This window comes from Azospirillum sp. TSO35-2 (assembly GCF_003116095.1).
GTDB lineage: Bacteria > Pseudomonadota > Alphaproteobacteria > Azospirillales > Azospirillaceae > Azospirillum.
Genome location: NZ_LGRA01000021.1, coordinates 1,066,596 through 1,083,633 on the forward strand (window position 1 = coordinate 1,066,596; position 17,038 = coordinate 1,083,633).

Annotated in this window: 12 protein-coding genes; 7 read left to right on the forward strand and 5 right to left on the reverse strand. The window is 72.7% G+C overall.

Going from position 1 to position 17,038, the window contains the following annotated elements:
* Positions 1–26: 26 nt before the first annotated feature.
* Genes TSO352_RS20940 through TSO352_RS20950 form a run of 3 tightly spaced genes read left to right on the forward strand, consistent with a single transcriptional unit; the run spans position 27 to position 1,402 of the window.
* A complete protein-coding gene (locus TSO352_RS20940; RefSeq protein ID WP_109109175.1) occupies positions 27–506 on the forward strand; it encodes a flagellar export chaperone FliS in 480 nt (159 codons plus the stop codon).
* Positions 487–1,134 (forward strand): RNA polymerase sigma factor, encoded by a 648-nt coding sequence (locus TSO352_RS20945; RefSeq protein ID WP_247872284.1) that lies wholly within the window; start codon positions 487–489, stop codon positions 1,132–1,134. Before TSO352_RS20940 ends, TSO352_RS20945 begins: the two co-directional genes overlap by 20 nt.
* Positions 1,124–1,402, forward strand: a complete 279-nt coding sequence (locus tag TSO352_RS20950; RefSeq protein WP_109109177.1) for a hypothetical protein — start codon at positions 1,124–1,126, stop codon at positions 1,400–1,402. The genes TSO352_RS20945 and TSO352_RS20950 overlap by 11 nt, the downstream gene beginning before the upstream one ends.
* A 3-nt stretch (positions 1,403–1,405) precedes the next feature.
* Here TSO352_RS20950 and TSO352_RS20955 read toward each other — a convergent pair whose 3' ends face one another.
* The 5 genes from TSO352_RS20955 to ptsP form a co-directional block, all read right to left on the reverse strand.
* On the reverse strand, positions 1,406–3,718 hold the full coding sequence (locus tag TSO352_RS20955; protein ID WP_109109178.1) for a tetratricopeptide repeat protein: 2,313 nt from the start codon (positions 3,716–3,718) through the stop codon (positions 1,406–1,408).
* 144 nt (positions 3,719–3,862) lie between these two features.
* A complete protein-coding gene (locus tag TSO352_RS20960) occupies positions 3,863–4,207 on the reverse strand; it encodes a hypothetical protein (RefSeq protein ID WP_109109179.1) in 345 nt (114 codons plus the stop codon).
* Between the two features lie 138 nt (positions 4,208–4,345).
* Entirely contained in the window at positions 4,346–6,130 is a 1,785-nt protein-coding gene (locus TSO352_RS20965; protein ID WP_109109180.1) for a PTS fructose transporter subunit EIIBC, read from the reverse strand.
* Positions 6,131–6,202: 72 nt separating this feature from the next.
* On the reverse strand, positions 6,203–7,174 hold the full coding sequence (gene pfkB / locus TSO352_RS20970) for a 1-phosphofructokinase (protein WP_109109181.1): 972 nt from the start codon (positions 7,172–7,174) through the stop codon (positions 6,203–6,205).
* Positions 7,171–9,702: a phosphoenolpyruvate--protein phosphotransferase gene (gene ptsP / locus TSO352_RS20975; protein ID WP_109109182.1), complete on the reverse strand. Its 2,532-nt coding sequence runs from the start codon at positions 9,700–9,702 to the stop codon at positions 7,171–7,173. Before ptsP ends, pfkB begins: the two co-directional genes overlap by 4 nt.
* Positions 9,703–9,962: 260 nt before the next feature.
* On the opposite strand from ptsP, the gene TSO352_RS20980 reads away from it, so the two are divergent.
* The 4 genes from TSO352_RS20980 (at position 9,963) to TSO352_RS21000 (ending at position 16,943) form a co-directional block, all read left to right on the forward strand.
* Positions 9,963–11,018, forward strand: a complete 1,056-nt coding sequence (locus TSO352_RS20980) for a LacI family DNA-binding transcriptional regulator (RefSeq protein ID WP_247872285.1) — start codon at positions 9,963–9,965, stop codon at positions 11,016–11,018.
* 549 nt (positions 11,019–11,567) lie between these two features.
* A complete protein-coding gene (locus TSO352_RS20990; protein WP_109109184.1) occupies positions 11,568–12,920 on the forward strand; it encodes an oligosaccharide flippase family protein in 1,353 nt (450 codons plus the stop codon).
* A gap of 31 nt (positions 12,921–12,951) precedes the next feature.
* Positions 12,952–14,814 carry a glycosyltransferase gene (locus TSO352_RS20995; RefSeq protein ID WP_109109185.1) on the forward strand — a complete coding sequence of 621 codons (1,863 nt, stop codon included), beginning with the start codon at positions 12,952–12,954 and terminating at the stop codon, positions 14,812–14,814.
* On the forward strand, positions 14,811–16,943 hold the full coding sequence (locus TSO352_RS21000) for a hypothetical protein (protein WP_199231685.1): 2,133 nt from the start codon (positions 14,811–14,813) through the stop codon (positions 16,941–16,943). The genes TSO352_RS20995 and TSO352_RS21000 overlap by 4 nt, the downstream gene beginning before the upstream one ends.
* The last annotated feature ends 95 nt before the right edge of the window (positions 16,944–17,038 follow it).

Sequence of the window (17,038 nt, forward strand, 5' to 3'; positions counted from 1 at the left end):
TCCCTCCAGACTAAGGATTTGGCGCCATGCGCAATGCCGCTTACTCCAAGGCCCTCTCCGCCTATGCGACCGCCAACAGCGCGGTGCCGCCGCTGGTCGCGGTGGTGCGGCTGTACGAGCGGGCGATGACCCATCTGCACGCCGCGCGCGACGCCGCCGCCGCCCGCCGGTTCGAGGCCCATCATGCGGCGATCGAACGCGCGGTCATGGTGTTCGCGGGCCTTGATTCCATTCTGGTTTTCGATAAAAATGAAGATATCGCCTGGACGCTTCGACGGTTCTACCACCGCCTGATCGTCCAGGCCGGCGCTGCCGCCAGCCGGAAGGATCCGGTGGCGGCGTGCGAATCGGTTATCCGCCAGACGGCCTTCATGCTGAAGGCTTGGCAGGCCATCGCCGCAGAACGCGGCGGGCCGTCCACTGTCGTCGGTGCCACGGCCAAAGGGCCGCATGCGTCCGTCGTCGGGAGAACGATGGATCATGCTCATGGCGGAATCTCGGCTTGACGAGCGCGGGCGCCTGCTCAACCGCGGGCCGGTGACGGCGGGCGTCGACATCCCCAGCGACGAGGAACCGGACGAGGCGCTGATGGCGCAGATCCGGTCCGGCAGCCAGACGGCCTACCGCCGTCTGGTGCATCGTCATCTGAAGCGCACCTACGCGCTGGCCCGCCGCCTGACCGGCAACGAGGCGGAGGCGGAGGACGTCGTCCAGGACGCCTTCCTCCAGGTCTGGCAGCGCCGCGCCCAATGGACCGACGACGGCGGCGCCCGCTTCACCACCTGGCTCTACCGGGTGGTGGTCAACCGCTGCATCGACCACAAGCGCCGGCCGGTCGGCCAGGAGCTGGACGCGGTCGCCGAGCCGTCGGACGGCGCGCCGGACGCGGTCAGCACCATCCACCGCCAGCAGGTCGCCGCCCGGCTGGTCGACGCCCAGTCGAAGCTGACGCCGCAGCAGCGCGCCGCGGTAACCCTGTTTTATTACGAGAATTTAAGCAACGCGGACATCGCGACCGTTATGCAAATCAGCACCGGTGCGGTAGAGTCGCTGTTGAAACGCGCGCGCCAGCAGCTTCGCCTGCTGCTGCGCGCCAGCGCGCAGGCGGCCAGGGATTCGTTCGATGACGGATGAGGAGTTTCGCGATCAGCTCGATCGCCATGGAGGCGACCTCGCCCTGTGGCCACCCGCGGTGGCGCGGGACGCGCGGCGCCTTTTGCTGCGTTCGGTCACGGCGCAGGCGATGCTGGACGAGATGGTCACGCTGGAACTGGCGCTGGGCCGGTCGGACGACCGTCCGCCCGCCGGCCTCGCCGACCGCATCTTCGACGCCGCCTTCCGGCTGGCCCCGTCGGACCGCGGCTTCGACGAGGACGCCGATCAGCCGCCCCGGCTGATGTAACGGTTACGTGCCACGCGGCAGCCGCGTCAGTTCGCCGGCAATCCGCCCCAGCGTGTGCTCGAGACCCTGGCCCGGCAGCGGCTGGAACGTGCGCATCGACGGGTACCAGGGCCGGCCGGCGGTGCCCAGATGGGTCCAGTCGCGGCGGCCGAAGCGCCAGACCGGCACGCCGAGCGCGCCGGCCAGTTCCGCAACCGAGTTCGCCGGCGCGATCACGAGGTCGAGGGCGGAGACCAGCGCCGCCGTCTCCTCGAAGTCGTTGCGCAGGTCCACCCCGTTCCAGCCATAGATGGGAACGCCGAAGCGGCGTTCCGCATCCAGGATCTCGGCCCGGCAATCGTCGTATTGCAGGTTGACGAAGGTGACGCCGGGCACCGCGAACAACGGCCCCCAGGCGTCCAGCGGCAGATAGGCGGAGCGGCGGTCGGCGGTCATCAGTTGGCTGCGCCAGCTGATGCCGACGCGCAGGTCGTCGCCGGCGGCGTCCAGCCGCTCGCGCCAGTCGGACACGCGGCCGGGGTCGGCGTAGAGCCAGCAGGACCGCTCGGGGAAGGCCGACAGCCGCTCGCGCAGCAGGCGCGGCACCGACCCGGCCGGGATGTGGTAGTCGCCGTCGACGGCTTCGGCCTCCATCAGGCCGCAGGGCGGCTGTTCGGCGCGGACGATGGCCTTGGGAAAGGACTGGGCGAACAGCGGCACCAGCCGGCGCTCGCACTCGATCACCACCGTTCCCGCCAGCTTGATCAGGTCGGGATAGCAGGAGGCGAACAGGAACTCGTCCCCCACCCCCTGCTCGCGCCAGACGAACAGCCGTTTGCCGGCCAGCGGCTCGCCCCGCCATTCCGGGATGGTGAAGCGGCGTTCCGGCCGCACCCGCCCGGCTTTGAAGCGGTAGGCGTAGTCGGCCCAGCCGGCGGTCAGCGCCCCGCGCTCCAGCGACAGCAGACCGCGGTTGAAACGGGCCAGCGCGTGGCTCGGCGCCGCGGCGACGGCACGGTCGAACCAGCGGCCGGCGGCGGGGTTGCCCTGAAGCTGCTCCGCCAGACCCAGCGTGCACAGCGGGTCGGCCAGCGCCGGTGCCAGCGCCAGCGCACGGCGGCAGGCGGCGGCGGCTTCGGTCGGCCGCTGCGCCCCGTTCATCGCGTAGGCCAGCACGGCGTGCAGCGGCGCGTGCCCCGGCATCAGCCGGATCGCCCGCCGCACCTGCACCGCCGCCGCCGCGAACGCCTCATGGTCAGCCAAGTCGGCACCCCGGTTGCCGAGCGCGTCGGCGAAGGCGGGGTTGAGCGCCAGCGCCCGCCGCCAGCAGACATCCGCCTCGGCGGAGCGGCCCTGCGCCTTGCGGACGTTGCCCAGATTGTTCCAGGCCTCGGCCTGCCGGCCGTCATGGGCGATGGCGCGGCGCTGCCACGCCTCCGCTTGGCCGGGGTGGCCGAGCGCCGCCTCCGCCAGCCCCAGATTGACCAGCGCCGGCACATGGGCCGGGTCGATCGCCAGGGCACTGCGGAACCGGTCGCGCGCCGGGCCGTGGTGGCCGAGGGCGTGCAGCAGCAGGCCGAGATTGTTGCGGGTTTCGGTGTGGTCGGGCTGGCGGCGCAGCGCCTGCCGGTACGCCTCCTCCGCCGCGGCGGCATCGCCCAGCGTCTGGACGGTGGCGCCCAGATTGGCCCAGACCGACGCGTTGTCGACGCCAAGCCGGATCGCCTCCCGATAGGCCACCGCCGCCTCGGCCCCGCGGCTCCAGCGGCGCAGCGCGTTGGCCAGCGTGATGCGGATCGCCGCGTCCTTGGGGCACATCCGCGCCGCCAGCCGGTAGCAGCCCAGCGCGGCGTCGACCTGCCGCAGATCCTCCAGCGCGCGGCCCAGCCCGAGCCGCGGCTCCGCCGCACCCGGCACCAGACGCACCGCGGCACGGTAGCAGCGCAGCGCGACCACCGGCCGTCCCAGCCGTCCGGCCAGGGCGCCCAGCAGGCACAGCGCGTCGGCGTCGTCGGGGTTGAGCGCCAGCGAGCGGCGGGCGGCGGCCAGCGCCTCGCCCGCCCGCCCCTGGTCGAGCAGGGCCTGCCCCAACGCAAGGTGGTAGGACCCGACCAGGGCGTTGCCGCGGGCGGCGGTGTCGAACAGGGCGGTCGCGTCGCGGCGGCGCCCGTCCTGGTAGGCGATGTGGCCGAGAAGATGGGCGGCGTCGCTGTGGCTGGGGTCGATCCGCAGGATTTCACGGTAGAACCGCTCCGCCCGCTCGGTCTGTCCGGCGTTGTGGTGCTGAACCGCCAGACGCAGCAAGCTGTCGGTCCGCCGTGTCGCGTTCCCGTCCATGTTCGGTGCCGTTCCGTCTGTGAACTTGTCCGCGGCGTCATGCCCGCGTCTGTTCACTGGTACGGCGGCGGCGATGGAGTCCTGCGTGCGATCGTAACTTTTCTTGAGCGGGGCCGTTTTGATTCGTGCGTGGCTTCAACGAACCTATGCGGGAAGCTTCGGCTTTGCATCATCGCCATGGTAGCGGAGATAGGCGCGCGGGTCGCACGGTTCCCCCAGCGCCATGGCGCGGGCGCGGTGGATGTGCTGCATCAGGACGTCGCGGAATTCCTGGGCGGTCAGGTCGCTCCACTCCGGCGTCTCGTTGGCGAAGGTCATCTGGGCGGCCGTCGCCTCGAACAGGCGCAGCCACTCGTCCGCCTTGCCGGCCGGATCCTCGGCGTTGCGGAACTGCTCCGCCATCATCTTGGTCATCAGGGTGCCAAGGGCCAGCAGGTTCACATGCAGCAGCATGTTGCCCAGCATGACGTCGGGCTTTTCGTCGAGCATGGGATGTCACTCCGGACGGTGTCGTGACCCTGCACACGGCGGAGCGGGCGAAAGCTGGCGCGGTTTTTTCGAAAAAAGAAAACCCCCTCTCCGCCGGGGCGGACAGGGGGCAAGGCCGGGAGGAAACGGTGGAGCCGGTCAGGCGTGCGCCCCGGCCCCTTGGGTGGCCGGCGGCGGCACCGCCACCACGGCGACCGGCTTCTTCAGGACGCGCAGGGCAACGGCGGTCACCACGGTGCCGACGACCAGCGCCAGGATGTAGCCCAGCAGGTGCGTCACCGCGTTGGGGATCGGCAGCACGAAGACGCCGCCGTGCGGAACCTTCAGCTCGGCGCCGATGGCCATGGAGATGGCGCCGGTCAGCGCGCCGCCGATCATCAGCGCCGGGATGACGCGCAGCGGGTCGCGGGCGGCGAAGGGGATGGCGCCCTCGGTGATGAAGGCGATGCCCAGCACCGCGGCGGCGTTGCCGGCCTCGCGCTCCTCATGGGTGAAGCGGTCGGCGAACAGCTTGGTCGCCAGCGCCAGCCCCAGCGGCGGCACCATGCCGGCGGCCATCGCCGCGGCCATCGGGGTGTAGACCTGGCTGGCGATCAGGCCGGTGGAGAAGGCGTAGGCCGCCTTGTTGACCGGGCCGCCCATGTCGAAGGCCATCATCGCCCCGATCAGCAGGCCCAGCAGCACGGCGCTGCTGCCCTGCATGCCCTTCAGCCAGGCGCTCATCCAGGCCAGCGCCTCGGCGACCGGGGTGCCGACGACGTAGATCATCATCAGGCCGGTCAGCAGCGAACCCAGCAGCGGCAGGATCAGCACCGGCTTCAGCCCTTCCAGGTTGCGGTGCAGCTTGATGTGGCGGTTGAGGAAGGCGGTGCCGTAGCCGGCGATGAAGCCGGCGACGATGCCGCCGAGGAAACCGGCGCCGATGCTGCCGGCCAGCATGCCGCCCACCATGCCCGGCGCGATGCCGGGGCGGTCGGCGATGGAGAAGGCGATGTAGCCGGCCAGCGCCGGCACCATCAGCGCGAAGGCCGACTTGGCGCCGATCTGGAACAGGGCGTAGCCCAGCGTCCCGGCGTTGGACTCCTCATAGACGTAGATGCCGCCCAGCGCGAAGGCCAGCGCGATCAGCAGGCCGCCGGTCACCACGAAGGGCAGCATGAAGGACACGCCGGTCATCAGGTGCTTGTAGGGACCGGTGCGCTGCGCCGCCCGCTCGGTCTTGCCGGCGGCGACCGCGTCGGCCAGCGGGGCGGCGCCATGGGGCTTCGCCTCGGCCAGCGCGCGGGTGACCAGCGCCTTGCCGTCGTTGATGGCGGGCTTGGTGCCGCTCAGGAAGACGCGCTTGCCGGCGAAGCGCGACAGGTCGACCTGGGTGTCGGCGGCGATCAGCACGATGTCGGCGTCGCGGATCTCGGCGTCGGTCAGCGTGTCGCGGGCACCGACGGAGCCCTGCGTCTCCACCCGCGCCTTGTGGCCGAGCGCGGTCGCCGCCTGCTGGATGCCCTCGGCCGCCATGAAGGTGTGGGCGATGCCGGTCGGGCAGGAGGTGATGGCGACGATGCGGCGCGGCGCGGCGGCGGCGGCGGCGGCGGCCGGAACGGCTTTCGCCGCCGGCGCGTTCGCCGCACCCAGCGCCCGCTCCAGCACCGCGCGCGCATCGGTCAGCACGCTGTCGAGCGACACGCTGGTGCGCGCCAGACCGCCGAAGCGCCCCTCGTCGAGGTCGCCGCCGCCGACCAGCACGACGCCCTCGGCCGACGGCAGCGCGGCGGCGTCGAGCGGTGACTGGATGCCGAGGCTGGTGCGGATCTCCACATCGATGTGGTGACCCAGCGTGCCGGCGGCCTTGCGCAGCGCTTCGGCCGCCAGCACGGCCTGGGTGGTGAGATCGCCCGCCGCGATCACGGCCAGCAGGTTCGCCATGATTTCCTCCTTGCGGGCCGTTGCCCGCCCTGTCGTCGTTGCTTGTCGCTTGAAGTGGGGTCGTGTCGCGCGTCAGGACATTGCGGTCAGCTCTACCTTGGCCGCCAGGGCCCGCACCGTCGCCGGGTCGGGCAGGTTCGGGCCGAACCGGCGGAGCTTGGCGGCGGCGAAGGCCACCGACAGCCGCGCCAGGGTTTCCGGATCGCCATCCTCCTGGAAGGCGGCGATCAGCCCGGCCACCATCGCATCGCCGGCCCCGACGGTGCTCAGCGCGGTGACCGGCGGCAGCCGGCCCCGCAGCGCGGTGTCGCCGGTGACGAACAGCGCGCCGTCGGCGCCCAGCGACACCACCACCACCGCCACGCCGCGGCGGTGCAGGTCGCGCGCCGCCGCCAGCAGGTCGGCGGTGGTCGGCAGCGGCCGGCCGGCCCAATCCTCCAACTCGTGGCGGTTCGGCTTGATGCAGTGGGGCAGCGCGCCGGTCGTCGCCAGCGCCGCCGCCAGCGGCGCCCCGCTGCTGTCCAGCACGACACGCCCGCCCAGCTCCGTCAGGTCGGCGGTCAGCGTGGCGTAGGCGTCGACCGGCAGCCCGTCCGGCAGGCTGCCGGCCAGCAGCACCGTGGTGCCCGGCTCCATCAGGTCGTGCAGCGTGTGGCGCACCCGCTGCAACGCGCCGTCATCGGCGGTCAGGCCGGGCAGGTTGATGTCGGTGGTGTCGTTGGCGGCGAGGTCGGCGATCTTGATGTTGACCCGCGTCTCGCCGGCCAGCCGCAGGAAGGCGTCGGCGATGCCCTTGGCCGCGAACAGCGTCTCGAACGGCGCGGCGTTGCCGGCGCCGAGCAGGCCGGTGGCGACCACCGGCGTGCCCCAGTCGGCGAGGCAACTGGCGACGTTGACGCCCTTGCCGCCGGCGTTGTGGCGCACCGCCCGGGCCCGGTGGACGCTGCCCGGCGTCAGCGCGTCGACCGTGATGGTCTGGTCGATCGCCGGGTTCAGCGTGACGGTGACGACCGGCTTGCCGCCGTTCACGATGTCCCCGCTCATGGCGCACCGTCCAGCGCGCGCACCTCGTCGGAGGATTCGCAGTCCACCGCGCGCTGCGCCAGCGCCTTCAGGCTCGCCAGATCGCTGCCGCGCAGGCGGTCCTTGACGCCGGGGATGTCGCGCGGGGTCATCGACAGCTCGCGCACGCCGAGGCCGGCCAGCAGCGCCGCGCCGAACGGGTCGCCGGCGATGCCGCCGCAGACGCCGACCCAGCGACCGTGGCGGTCCGCCCCCTCCACCGTCATGCGGATCAGGCGCAGCACCGACGGGTGCAGGCTGTCGGCCTCCGCCGCCAGTTCGGGGTGCTGGCGGTCGACCGCCAGCGCGTACTGGGTCAGGTCGTTGGTGCCGATGGAGAAGAAATCGACGTGGCGGGCCAGCACGTCGGCCTGGATGGCGGCGGCCGGCACCTCCACCATGATGCCGAGCGGCACCGCCGGCGCGTCCAGTTCGCCGCGGATGCGGTCGCAGACCGCGCGCAGCGTCTCGATCTCGCGCAGCGTGGTGATCATCGGGAACATGATCGACAGCGCCCCCGGCGTCGCCGCCTTGGCGGCGCGGTAGAGCGCGCGGACCTGCGGTTCCAGCAGCTCCGGATGGCGCAGCAGCAGCCGGGCACCGCGCACGCCGAGGAAGGGATTCTCCTCGTGCGGCAGATGCAGGTGCGGCACCTGCTTGTCGCCGCCGATGTCGAGCGCGCGGACGATCAGCGGACGGCCGTCGAGCGCCTCCAGCATGGCGCGGTAGGTCTCGTACTGCTCGTCCTCGGTCGGGGCGTCGCCGCGTTCCAGGAACAGGAACTCGGTGCGCATCAGGCCGACGCCCTCGGCGCCCTGCGACAGGGCGACCGGCACCTGGTCCGGGCGGTTGACGTTGGCGCCGATCTCCACCGCATGGCCGTCGCGGGTGCGGGCGGGCAGGCCGCGCCGCTCCTCCTGCTGGGCCTTCTTGACGCGCTGCTCCTCGATCCAGTCCTGGGCGGAGGCGAGGTCGGCCTCCGCCGGGTCGAGATGGAGCCGGCCGGACTGGCCGTCGAGGATGGCGGTCGTGCCGTCGGTCAGCTCCATCAGGGCGCCGCCGCCGGCCACCATCGCCGGCAGCCCCAGCGTGCGCGCCAGGATCGCGGTGTGGGAGGTCGGGCCGCCCTGCGCCGTCGCCAGACCGATCACCCGGCCCATGTCGAGCGCCGCGGTGTCGGACGGCGACAGGTCGTCGGCGACCAGGATGCAGGGGGTGTCCGGCAGGTCGCGGATCGAGCCGCCGCGCAGGTCGGGGTCGATGCGGGTCAGCACCCGGCGGCCGACGTCGCGCAGGTCGGCGGCGCGGGCGGCCAGCACCGGGTTGGGGTTGGCCGCCAGCCGCGACGCGCTGCGCTCCACCGCCTCGTGCCAGGACCAGCCCGGCCCGTGGCCCTCCACCATCAGCTGGCAGGCCAGCGTGATGACGTCGGTGTCGTTCAGCAGTTCGGACTGGGCGGCGAAGATCCCCGCCTCCGCCGGGCCCAGCCGGCGGGCGGTGTCGTCGGCCAGCGCCTTCAACTGCTGGCGGGTCAGGTTCAGCGCCTCGTGCAGGCGGTTGCCTCCGTCCAACAGCGGGGCCGGACGGTCGGGAACCGTCAGGTCGGTCTTGGGCAGCACATGCACCGGACCGATGGCGAGGCCGGGGCTGGCGCCGAGGCCGGCGACCACCGGCATGGCACGGCCTTCTGCCGCGGCCGGCGGGGTCCAGCCCTGCACCGGCGCCTTGGCCTTGCGCGCCGCAGCCGCGGCGTCGGCCTTCTCGCGCGCGCTCAAACCGGTGATGGTGGCGCGCAGGCGGCTCAGCGTCGCGGCGGCGTCGGGGCCGTCGGCGGAGACGGTGATGCGGTCGCCGGGGCGCAGCCCGAGCTGCAGCAGCGCCACCAGCGTCTTGGCGTCGGCGACCTCGCCGTCGTGGCGGATGCGGACGCGGCCGGCGGCGGGGCGGGCGGCCTCGACCCAGGCGGCGGCCGGGCGGGCGTGCAGGCCGGTCGGGTAGTCGACCACCCAGTCGAACCGCTCCGCCAGATCGCCGGCGTCGGACGCCGAAGCGGCGGGGGGGGCGCCCTCCTCCGTCAGGGCCGTCACCAGATCGGCGGGGTCGCGGGTGGCGAACAGGACGTTCAGCCGCTCCTCGTCCTGCATCAGGCGGGTCAGCCGGCGCAGCACGGCGATGTGCGCATCGGACTGGGCGGCGATGGCGACGACCAGCCGGGCGGTCTGCCCGTCGTTCCACACCACGCCGTCCGGCACCTGGAGGATGGCGATGCCGTTGCGGCGCACCAGGTTGCGGTCGTCGACCATGCCGTGCGGGATGGCCACGCCATGGCCGAGGAAGGTGTTCGCCACCGTTTCCCGCTTGATCATGCTGTCGGCATAGGCGGGATCGATGCAGCCCGCGGCGATCAGCAGCTGCGCCGCCTCGCGGATCGCCGCCTCCTTGCCGGCGGGGCTGGCGCCCAGGCGGATCAGATCGGGGGGCAGACTAAGGGTGTGCGTCTCGGGGGCCATGACGACCGTCTCCTCCGCAGGTTCTTGTGCGTCCTCTTGCCACTCAGTGAAAACGATTACAGAGTCCCTGTCAACGCTTGTTGCGTTGCAGCATAAAGGGTTTTCTGGAAGAACGGCTTGTGTGCGGACGAAAAATGGGGGATGTTTTCGGCAAGTCGATGGAAACGTTTTCAGAAAACGGCGGTCCCTGGTCAAGCCGGGGCGGCCGTCGGTAAGATCGCCCTCCCCATTCGGGGCGCCCCCTCACGATCGGTTTCGACATGAGCGTCACCGCCAAAGCCCCCACCCAGGCCAAAGCCACGGCCAAGACCGCGAACGCCAAGGCCGGCATCAAGGACGTGGCCCAGGCCGCCGGGGTGTCGGTCGCCACCGTGTCGCGCGTGCTGGGCAACGGCCCGGTCAGCGAAGCGCTGCGCAAGCGGGTGGAGGACGCGGTGCGGGCCACCGGCTACCGCCCGAACCTGTCGGCGCGGCGGCTGCGCTCGCAGCATTCGCAGACCATCGGGCTGATCGTGTCGGACATCCGCAACCCCTTCTTCACCGCGGTCAGCCGGGCGGTGGAGGATGCGGCCTACCGCGCCGGGATGCGCGTCATCCTGTGCAACAGCGACGAGAACCCGGAACGCGAGGAGCTGTACCTGCGCCTGATGCAGGAGGAGCGGATCACCGGCCTGATCTTCGCCCCCACCAGCGCGACGCTGGGCCGGCTCGACACGCTGGACCTCGATTTCCCCGTCGTGCTGATCGACCGCAACGCCCCCACCGGCCGGCACGACGCCGTGGTGCTGGACAACGCGCGCGCCGCCGCCATGCTGGTGGAGCATCTGCACGACCGCGGCTATCGCCGCATCGCCGGCCTGTTCGGCAACACCAGCACCACCGGAGCCGAACGGCACGAGGGCTACCGCGCCGCCATGGCCGCGCGCGGCCTGACGCCGGATGCCCGCTTCCTCGCCCCCTACGCCGATGCGGCGGAGGAGGCGGTGGTGCGCTGGATGGCGGAGCCCGACCGGCCGGAGGCCTTCGTCGTCAGCAACAGCCTGTTCCTGATGGGGGTCGTCAAGGCGGCGCACCGGCTCGGCCTCGCCATCCCGGACGGGCTGGCGGTCGCCGGCTTCGACAACGAACCCTGGACCGAGCTGGTCGGCCCCGGCCTGACGGTGATCGAGCAGCCGGTGCAGGACATCGGCCATTCGGCGATGGCGCTGCTGTTCGAACGGCTGGAGTCCCCGGACCGCCCCAGCCGCAAGCTGGTGCTGGGCGGCACCTGCGTGGTGCGCGGATCGACCGGCGCGCGCACGGTCCACGCCCGCTGACGGCCCCGCCGACGCTGGCGCCCCGCCCGCCTGACCGGCACCCGGCACCCGTGAAACGGGCGCAGCCGCGCACACGGCTCACCGCCCGTGCGGCGCCCGACCGGCGGGGGAGTACCCCGTCCGCTGGTGGATTGGCCCCAGCCATACGTCTGACCCGAACGATACGCTAGCACGCCGGAATTGCGTCATCGGGCGGTCGGAAAAAAATACCCCTGCAGTGTTTTGGAAGAAGAGTTCCGAAAGCGGCGTTGACCGTTGCCGCGGTTCCCTACTACCGTTCGGTGTGCAGTTGCGAAGGAACAGGAACCAACGGTCACAGTAACGACATTAAACTTTTGCCAGTTTTCTTGTTGTGGCGGCGTCTCTCGGCCCAGAACTTCTGTTGGACACCCCAACAAGTTCGCAAGAAATAACCGGGCAGTTCGGTTACCGAGCAGAAATGTTCTTTTAAAACCGCAAATCCTCCACCGACCATCGGTGTCCCCGATGGGGAAACCCGCATCCAGTCCCAGACAACGACCCGGCGCCACCACAGGGAATGATTGCGCGATGCCAAGCCGTTCCACGGATCAGCCAGCCCGGACAACGACACCCCGCAGCTTCGTTCGGGATGGGGCCGCCACGATCCTCGTCACCGCCGCGACCATGGGGCTCGGCCTGCTGACCGGCGTGCTGGTCGCCCGGACGCTGGGTCCCGATGGCCGGGGGGCGCTGACCGCGGTCCTGACCACGACGCAGCTGCTGGGCTGGCTGTTCGGCATGGGCTGCGGCAAGGCGGTGACCTACGCCCTGTCGCGCGACCCGTCGGTGGCCGGCCGGCTGATGTCGAGCTGGGCCTTGATGCTGATGCCGGTCGCCGCCGCGGCGATCGCCGCCGGGCTGTTCCTGCTGCCGACCCTGCTGGCGGCCCAGCCGGCGGAGACGCTGGCGCTGGCCCGCCTCTACCTGCCGATGATCGCGCTGGCGCTCCTGTCGGAACTGATGCTGGGCCTGCTGCTGGGTGACCAGGATTTCCGCACCTTCAACACCCTGAACTTCGTCCAGCCGGCCGGCGTCGCCGCCGCCTATCTGGCGCTGTGGGCGGCCGGCCGCTTCACCGTCGAGACCGCGGTGGCCGCCCAGGCGGCGATGAGCACGCTGGTGCTGGTCGCGGCGACCGCGCGCATCCTGTCGCGCCACGGCCTCGCCCGGCCGGACTGGGCGCTGGGCCGCCGCACCTTCTGGTACGCGCTGCGCACCCACGGCGACGTGGTGGGCGGGGTCGTCACCCAGCGGCTGGACCTGCTGATCATCCCCGCCTACCTGCCGGCGGCGCAGGTCGGGCTGTACGCGCTGGCCACCAGCCTGTCCTGGCTGATCGTCAGCCTGTCGAGCGCGCTCGCCACCGTGGTGATGCCGGCGGCGGCCCGCCGCGGCCGGTCGGGACGCGATCTGGTGCTGAACAGCCTGCAGGCGACCTTCGCGGTCGGCGGGGTGCTGGGCGGCGGGCTGTTCGTCTTCGCCGACCTCGCCATCCGCCTCGTCTACGGCCCGGCCTTCGCCGACAGCGCGCTGCCGCTGCGCCTGATGCTGCCGGGGGCCGTGCTCTACGCCGCGGCGGCGATCCTGCTGAACGGGCTCTACGCCGAGAACCGGCCCTTCACCGCGACCCTGGCGCATCTGCTGGGCATGGTGGTGACGATGGGCGGGCTGCTTCTCTTCCTGCGCGACGGCGGGATCCTGGCCGCCGCCCTGGTGTCCACCGTCGCCTACGCCCTGGTCTTCGCCACCGCCGCCATCCTTTACCGCCGCGCCACCGGCCTGCCCTGGCGGGTCTTCCTGCCCGACCCGGCGGTTCTGGCGGCGCTGCCCCGACGCCTTCTCGTGAAACCGACGCCCGCCACCTCCGCCATGGGCGAGTGACCCGAACTCCACAGGAACCGAGGAAACCACGATGCGCCTGTCGCTCTTGACGCCCGAATACCCACCCGGCGAAAAGCTCGGCGGTATCGCCACCCACACCCACACCATGGCGCGCGCCCTGGTGCGCGCCGGCCACGAGGTGCAGGTGGTGACGCCGTGGAAGGGCGGCGGGATCGCGCCTGGGATCGCCCCAGGGATTGCCGTCGAGGATGGGGTGACGGTGCAGCGCGTCGACCTCGGCGGGCGGGTCCACCCGGTCGTCGACCGCTTCCGCGTCAACCGCCGCCTCGCCGACGCCGTGCGCGCCTTCCGGCCCGACGTCGTCCACGCGGCGGAGTTCGACGCCGACGCCTGGTGGCTGACCCGCTTCAGCAACCTGCCGGTGGTGACGCGGCTGGCGACGCCGACCGCCCTGGTGATGGACACCAACAACCAGCCCTGGGTCCCGCACACCCATCTGCTGAACGCGCTGGAGCGTGACCAGACCCGGCGCAGCGCCGCCATCTACGCCTCCACCCGCGCCATCGCCCTGCGGGTCGCCCAGTACTGGCGGATCGCGCCGGAGCTGATCCAGGTGATCCCCAACAGCATCGACCTCGCCGCGGTGCGGGCCGCCGGAGCCGGCGATCCGCCGGTGCCGCTGCCCGAGCGCTACATCGTCTTCTTCGGCCGGCTGGAGGGGCGCAAGGGCATCGGGCCGCTGGGCCGCGCCATCCCCGACGTGCTGGCGGCCAACCCGGGCCTGCATCTGGTCATAGTCGGCGGCGAGGATCCGGCGAGCGCCGGGGCGATCGCCCAGTTCCGCCGCGACGTGGCGCCGGTGGCCGACCGCGTCCATCTGCTGGGCGCGCTGCCGCGCAACGACGCGCTGGCGGTGGTGGCGCGGGCGGAGCTGGCCGTGGTGCCGTCGCTGTGGGAGAGCTTCGGCTTCGTCGTGGTGGAGGCGATGGCGCTGGGCGTGCCGGTGGTCGCCAGCGACTGCGGCGGCCTGCCGGAGATCGTCGAGGAGGGCCGCTCCGGCTGGCTGGTCCCGCCGGGCGAGGCGGTGCCGCTGCGCGACACCCTGATCGCCCGCCTGGCCGACCGCGACGGGCTGGCCGCCGCCGCCGACGCCGCCCGCCGGCGGGCCGCCGACTTCGACGTCGACACCGTCACCGCCGGCGTCGTGGCCCTGCTGGAGCACGCCAGGGCGGAGCGCGGCCGGGCCGCCACCTCCACCATCTACAACAACGGCTACCGCCGCCATTTCCGCCCCGACCACCCGACCACGCCCTTCTACCGCATCTATGACGAGAAGCGGCGCGCGGTGGCGGCCGAGCTGGAGCGGTCGCCGCGCCTGCGCATCCTCGATGTCGGCGGCGGCTATGGCCGCATCACCGGGCCCTTCGCCGAACGGCACGACGTGACGCTGGTCGACATCTCCGAACAGATGCTGTGCGAAGCGAAGGAGCGCTTCCCGGCCCTGACCGTGCAGCAGGCCGACGCCCGCAAGCTGCCCTTCCCCGACGACAGCTTCGACCTCGTCATCGCGATGGACCTGCTGTGCCACCTGCCCGACCTGGAGGCCGGCATCCGCGAGCTGCGGCGGGTGACCAGGCCGGGCGGGCGGATCGCCTGCGACACCACCAACGCCAACCCGCTGTGGGTGGTCGCCTATCCCAGCTATTACCGCTGGCGGCCCGACCGGCTGCTGGCGACCATGCGCTGCCACGGCGTCCTGCCGGAATGGAAGACCATCGTCCGCCATCACTGGGCGCAGGAGATGCGCAAGGCGCTGGCCGCCACCGGGCTGACCCTGCAGAAGACCGACCATTTCGGCCCGCCGGGCGTGGCCAAATGGCATTTGTGGTGGTGCCAGCGCGGCGGCAACGGCCCGAAGGGAACGACGCCGTGAAGCCCGCCCTCCTGCTCTACCTCGCCCATGGCGGCGACCCGCACCGGGTCGCGGTCGCCCCGGCTCTCGCCGCCGCCGCCGCCCGCGCCGGCTGGGCCTTCGACCTCTATTACGACGGGCGGCGCAGCGGCCGGCATTTCGGCGGCTGGGAGGATGGCGGCCGGACCGAGGCCACCGGCACCGGCAGCCTGGTCGCCGGCGGCCGCCACCTCGACCACGCGCTGTGGCTGACCACCCATTACCGCGTCGTCGCGCTCGGCGACCCCGGCTCGCCGCTGTGGTCGGTGGTGGAAGCCGGGGGCGAGGCGGCGTTGCGCAGCACCGACCCGGCCGCGCTCTACGAGGCCGCCTTCCGCCTGCTGGGCCAGCCGATCCCGGAGGAGGTGGTGGTGCTGGACGCCGCGCCGCAGACCCCGCTCGGCATCGTCGCCGCCCCCTTCCTCTACCCGCGCCTGCTGGCGGAGCCCTGCCTGGGCGTCGACGCCAGCGCCGACGCCGGGCTGCGCGCCCGGCTGGAGGCGCTGGGCGCCCGGCGCTTCGTCGGCGCCTGCGTCGACCCGGTACGGGCCGGCCGCTTCCCCGGCGGGCTCGACGCCGCCGAAGGCAGGGTGGCGGGGGAGAGCTACGCCAGCTTCAGCGCCGGTCTGGCCCACCGCTTCGCCGGCTGGGGCCGCGGCACGCTGCTGGGCGACCCCGACCTGATCGCGGCGCAACTGCCGCTGGCGGCGGCCAAGCGGCTGCTGCCGCTCTATGGCCGGCCGCAGACCGACGTGATCGAGCGGGCGGCCGACATCATCCGCGCCGGCGCCGACCCGGTCTATGGCCGGCAGTTCGACGACCACGACTTCTTCGCGCTGGGCCGGCTCGGCCGCGGCTTGCAGATCGTCGACCCCGACCCGCCCTTCGCCAGCGCCGTCGCGGTGCCGCTGCGCCTGCCCGAGCCGCCGCGCCCGGTCGCCGACTTCGAGCCCGATGACGCCACCTTGCGCCGCTGGGCCGGCGAGGGCCGGGTGCTGAGCACGCTGGTGCTGTGGTCGGGCATGATCCGCGAGCTGCACTGCATCCCGCGCATCCTCGATCTGGTGGCGGCGACCGGCCTGCGCTGCGGGCTGGTCGTCACCGTCGACAGCCTGACCCAGGCCAGCCCGGCCGACCTCGCCCTGCTGGCGGTGCCGGAGGACCGCGGCGGCGTGCTGGGCCGGGTCGAGCTGATGCTGGGCAGCACCGGCCGCGGCGTCTGCGCCGAGGGCGAGATGCCCCCCGACGAATTGGCCCGCCTGCTGACCGACGCGCGGGCGGAGGTGGCGGGCATCCTGCCGCCCGGCCTGATGCCGCGCGGCTGGTGGCCGCTGGTCGACGCCCCGCTGGTTCCCGCCACCACCCCGCGCCTGCGTTGGGACGAGGGCCGTCCGGTCCTGCGCATCACACCCCGCCCGCGCCCGTCGGAGACGCCGGCCGCCGATGCCGGGGCCGCCGGCCCCACCCCCGCCCCCGCGCCGTCATCGCCGGCGACCGACGCCCGGCGCCTGATCGGCAATGCGCTGCGGCGCTACCGGCTCGACCGCTTCTACGAGGCGTGGCGCCCCTACGACAGCGCCCGGCCCGGCCCGGTCAGCCCCGCCGTCGCCGCCGCGGTGCGGTCCGCCGGCTTCGAGTACATGTGGACCAAGGCCGCCTTCGGGCAGGCCGGGCCGGCGCTGGTCGATGGCGATTTCGTGGCGCTGCCCTTCACCGCCGGCGACTGGGACGGCTGGTCGCCCTTCTACACGGTGCGCAACACCGGGCAGGTGCGCGCCGCCGAGCGGCGCCTGCTGCGGCCGGGCCGGCCGGGCTGGCTGGCGTCCAACATCGATTCCATCCTGTGGATGCTGCCGGGCGAGGTCCTGGAGAAGGGCCGGGCGCTGTTCCAGGTGGCGCAGCTCGTCGCCGGCGGCGGCGGGTCGGGCCGGCTGGTCAACGTCACCCCCAACACCGTCGCCCGCTACGCCCGCATCCTGGCGGAGACAGCGACCAGGGTCACCGACGCGGGCACGGCCGCCCCAGGCACGACCGAAGCGCCGTCCACCGCTCCACCCCCCACCACGCCGCCGGCACACAAACGCACCCGCGACCCGGCCGAGGTCGGCTGAGCACCCCCGGAAGGCCGGGCCCCTGGACATCGGGTCCTTGGAAAACCGGGACGGTGCCGTCACGCCGAAACACACGCTTGTGAAAGAGGAGTCAG

Coding starts and splice junctions, on each gene's coding strand:
- TSO352_RS20940 (WP_109109175.1), top strand. CDS start 27: ATGCGCAATGCCGCTTACTCCAAGGCCCTCTCCGCCTATGCGACCGCC.
- TSO352_RS20945 (WP_247872284.1), top strand. CDS start 487: ATGGCGGAATCTCGGCTTGACGAGCGCGGGCGCCTGCTCAACCGCGGG.
- TSO352_RS20950 (WP_109109177.1), top strand. CDS start 1,124: ATGACGGATGAGGAGTTTCGCGATCAGCTCGATCGCCATGGAGGCGAC.
- TSO352_RS20955 (WP_109109178.1), bottom strand. CDS start 3,718: ATGGACGGGAACGCGACACGGCGGACCGACAGCTTGCTGCGTCTGGCG.
- TSO352_RS20960 (WP_109109179.1), bottom strand. CDS start 4,207: ATGCTCGACGAAAAGCCCGACGTCATGCTGGGCAACATGCTGCTGCAT.
- TSO352_RS20965 (WP_109109180.1), bottom strand. CDS start 6,130: ATGGCGAACCTGCTGGCCGTGATCGCGGCGGGCGATCTCACCACCCAG.
- pfkB (WP_109109181.1), bottom strand. CDS start 7,174: ATGAGCGGGGACATCGTGAACGGCGGCAAGCCGGTCGTCACCGTCACG.
- ptsP (WP_109109182.1), bottom strand. CDS start 9,702: ATGGCCCCCGAGACGCACACCCTTAGTCTGCCCCCCGATCTGATCCGC.
- TSO352_RS20980 (WP_247872285.1), top strand. CDS start 9,963: ATGAGCGTCACCGCCAAAGCCCCCACCCAGGCCAAAGCCACGGCCAAG.
- TSO352_RS20990 (WP_109109184.1), top strand. CDS start 11,568: ATGCCAAGCCGTTCCACGGATCAGCCAGCCCGGACAACGACACCCCGC.
- TSO352_RS20995 (WP_109109185.1), top strand. CDS start 12,952: ATGCGCCTGTCGCTCTTGACGCCCGAATACCCACCCGGCGAAAAGCTC.